Below are 3,544 nucleotides of genomic sequence, written 5' to 3'. Positions count from 1 at the left end.
GTTCGTGGTCACCAACGAGGGCTTCGCCAAGCGCACCGCCATCAGCGAATACCGTTTGCAAGGCCGTAACGGCTTTGGCGTCAAGGCCGTGCAGCTCGCCGAAGGCCGTGGCTCCCTCGTGGGCGCGGTGATCGTTGAGGAAGATGACCAGATCATGGCCATCATGAAGTCCGGCAAGGTCATCCGTTCCAACGTCGACGAGGTCAAGCGCACCGGCCGCACCACCCAAGGTGTGACGTTCGCCAAGCCGGACAAGAACGACGAGATCATCTCCATCGCACGCAACGAGGAGAAGGATGACGAATCCGCGGAATCTGGCGAATCTGCGGAAAAAACGGAATCCGCGGAACATGGGACGAACGCAACCGTGAACGAGGGTGCTTCGGCATCGTCTGAAGCCGCTACTGAAGCCAACGCTGGCAACGGCGATGGCGAGAATGTAGAGGCATGAAGACAAGACAGGCAATCGTCTGCGAAAACTGGTAGCCTCAGCTAAGAACTGGGCACAATCTTGCAAGGAGCAACGATGAGCGAGAACATCGAAGGACAGCAAATGCCGGAGGTTGGGCAGGCACCGCGCGTGGCACGTTCCGCTTCCAGCCAGCCGCTGATTGGTGCGGATCAGGTTCAGGCGCACGAGGGTGCCTCCTCCGCTTCCGGCGGTGTGAAGGTCCGTGAGAAGCGTCGCGGCGGCGCTCCGCGTGCACGCCGTATGAGCCTGTCTCTGACGCGTATCGATGCATGGTCGGCCGCCAAGGTGGCGTTCATGCTTTCCATCGCGGGAGGCATCATTCAGATTGTCGCGGTGGCTTTGCTGTGGGGCATGCTGAACGTGGTCGGCGTGTTCGACCAAGTTACGCAGATTGTGTCTTCCACTGGCTTGGACGCTGGCGGATTCGACCTGACCAACGTGTTCTCGTTGGGCACTGTGCTGAGCGCCGTCACCATCTTCTCCATTGTGGAAGTGGTGCTGATCACCGTGCTCGTGGTGATTTTCACGCTGCTGTACAACGTGGTGAGCACCCTCGTCGGTGGCATCCACGTCACGCTTGGAGATGATTAATAGCGCAGTGCGCTATTAATGGCAGCGAGCGGCGATAGCGTCCGCGAGCGTCGCATGCAATGCTGAAATAGCGCAGTGCGCCGTCAGTAGCGGCGATAGCAAACTCAAACGCAACAAGACGGTCTGTGTCGTGATTCCCATCACGACACAGACCGTCTTCGTATTTTCTAGACCAGTCTGTCTCTTACCGTACGCCAAATCCTATCTGCCTCTCCCCTGCCTGCAATCTGCCCATATCTTTCAGATGTAACTGCAACTAGATTGGGTGCGCTGAAGTACGTGTTGAAATACGAAAAGAGGGCCTGTCTGGAATGAAACCAGACAGGCCCTCAATGTATTTCGATGAGCCAGCCGTATTGGCTAGATTGGCTAAAACGGCTAGATCAGAGCACGCCCTGGGCGACCATGGCGTTGGCGACCTTCACGAAGCCGGCAGCGTTGGCGCCGAGCATCAGATCACCCTCGTGGCCGTATTCCTTGGCGGCTGCCAGAGAGTTGGCGACGATGTTTTCCATGATGGACTTGAGCTTGCCGTCAACCTCTTCAAAAGTCCAGGAAAGGCGGTAGGAGTTCTGACTCATCTCAAGGCCGGAAACCGCCACGCCACCCGCGTTCGCGGCCTTGGCGGGGCCATAGAGCACGTTGTTGGCCTGGTAGACGGCGATTGCCTCCGGAGTGGAAGGCATGTTGGCGCCTTCGCACACCACGGTGCAGCCGTTGGCGACGAGAGCCTTGGCGGATTCCTCGTCGATCTCGTTCTGGGTGGCGCACGGCAGGGCGATATCGCACGGAACGGTCCACACGCCCTTGCAGCCCTCGTGATATTCGGAGCCCGGCACACGCTCGGCGTATTCCTTGATGCGGCCGCGGTGGCCCAGCTTGATGTCCTTGACCACGTCGAGCTGAATGCCGTTCGGATCGTAGATGTAGCCGTTGGAATCGGAGGCGGTCACAACCTTCGCGCCGAGGGCCTGAGCCTTCTCGGTGGCGAAGATGGCCACGTTGCCGGAGCCGGAGATGACCACGGTCTTGCCTTCGAAGGAATCGTTGCGCAGCACGCGCATTGCCTCGGCGGTGTAATAGCACAGGCCGTAACCGGTGGCTTCGGTACGAGCCAGGGAGCCGCCGAATTCGAGGCCCTTGCCGGTCAGCACGCCGGAATACTCGTCGCGGATGCGCTTGTACTGGCCGAACAGGTAGCCGATCTCGCGGCCGCCCACGTTGATATCACCGGCCGGGACGTCGGTGAACTGGCCGATGTGACGGCACAGTTCCGTCATGAAGGCCTGGCAGAAACGCATGACTTCGGCGTCGGACTTGCCCTTCGGGTCGAAGTCGGATCCGCCCTTGCCGCCGCCCATCGGCAGGCTGGTCAGGGAGTTCTTCAGGATCTGCTCGAAGCCGAGGAACTTGATGACGCCTTCGTTCACGCTCGGGTGGAAGCGCAGACCGCCCTTGTACGGGCCGATCGCGGAGTTGAACTGGATGCGGTAACCGCGGTTGACCTGCACCTTGCCCTCATCGTCGGTCCATGCGACGCGGAACTTCACCACGCGCTCCGGCTCGACGATGCGCTCAAGCACGCCCGCCTTCTCATATTCCGGATGCTTCGCAACCACCGGCTCGAGGCTTTCGAAAACCTCTCGAACGGCCTGCAGGAACTCCGGCTGGTCGCCGTCGCGCTTTTCCACCTGCGCGTACACGCGCTTGACGTACTCGTCAGTGAGCATATTCTTCCCCTTCGGGATAGTTGGGTTACCAATAGACGGTCTCATTCTATGTGCACGAATATGGACGGCACAAGACCTTGTTCAGGATTTGGAGACGCTTTTTGCGAGTGCTGGTTCTGAACCTGCTTCTTTTTACGGGATTGCCGTGCCTTGTGTTGCCTATAGGATGGAAATGCGGAAAGCGTGGGAGAGAGTACGTCCGCAATAACATCTCACGATCTCACATAATGGGAGAATCATCATGATTGAAGGATTCAAGAAATTCATTGCACGCGGCAACATGATCGACATGGCGGTCGGTGTCGTCATGGGCGGTGCCGTCACCACAGTGGTTAATTCTATTGTCAACAATGTGATTAATCCGTTCATCGCCATGATTTTCGGCAAACCGAATATGGATGGTCTGCTGGCAATCACATTCAATAATGCGACGGTTTCGTTCGGCGCGGTACTTGGCGCGATATTGAATTTCCTGATTATCGCGGCGGCCGTGTATTTCTGCATTCTCGTGCCGATCAACAAATTCCGTGACGTGACCGAGGCGTTGCTCGCCAAAACCAAGCTTGCGGAAGAACGGAGCAAAGCCGAGGAGGAAGCTGCCAAAGAGCCGGAAATCTCCACCGAAGAGCAGACGATCCTGCTGTTGCAGCAAATCCGCGACGAACTTGCCAAGCAGAATGCACGGAATACACAGAACGTGCCGAACGATTCCGACACTGTTGCCGGTGCAGTCGCAGTGCGGTAGTCATCG

At 58.1% G+C, this 3,544-nt stretch carries 4 protein-coding genes; 3 read left to right on the top strand and 1 reads right to left on the bottom strand.

Annotation, left to right across the window (positions count from 1 at the left end):
* On the top strand, nucleotides 1–451 hold a 451-nt coding region (locus Q5H33_RS08205), incomplete at its 5' end, for a DNA gyrase C-terminal beta-propeller domain-containing protein (RefSeq protein ID WP_302423966.1).
* A gap of 75 nt (nucleotides 452–526) precedes the next feature.
* Nucleotides 527–1,063 (top strand): DUF3566 domain-containing protein, encoded by a 537-nt coding sequence (locus Q5H33_RS08200; protein ID WP_004222781.1) that lies wholly within the window; start codon nucleotides 527–529, stop codon nucleotides 1,061–1,063.
* 383 nt (nucleotides 1,064–1,446) lie between these two features.
* On the opposite strand, the gene gdhA is transcribed toward Q5H33_RS08200, so the two are convergent.
* Nucleotides 1,447–2,793 (bottom strand): NADP-specific glutamate dehydrogenase, encoded by a 1,347-nt coding sequence (gdhA, locus tag Q5H33_RS08195; protein WP_226856935.1) that lies wholly within the window; start codon nucleotides 2,791–2,793, stop codon nucleotides 1,447–1,449.
* Between the two features lie 241 nt (nucleotides 2,794–3,034).
* Between gdhA and Q5H33_RS08190 the strand changes: the two genes are divergently transcribed.
* Nucleotides 3,035–3,538 (top strand): MscL family protein, encoded by a 504-nt coding sequence (locus tag Q5H33_RS08190; protein WP_022244723.1) that lies wholly within the window; start codon nucleotides 3,035–3,037, stop codon nucleotides 3,536–3,538.
* The last annotated feature ends 6 nt before the right edge of the window (nucleotides 3,539–3,544 follow it).

Source organism: uncultured Bifidobacterium sp. (assembly GCF_959020145.1).
In the GTDB taxonomy this organism is placed as follows: Bacteria; Actinomycetota; Actinomycetes; order Actinomycetales; family Bifidobacteriaceae; genus Bifidobacterium.
This window is presented reverse-complemented; position numbering and strand designations above follow the sequence as displayed.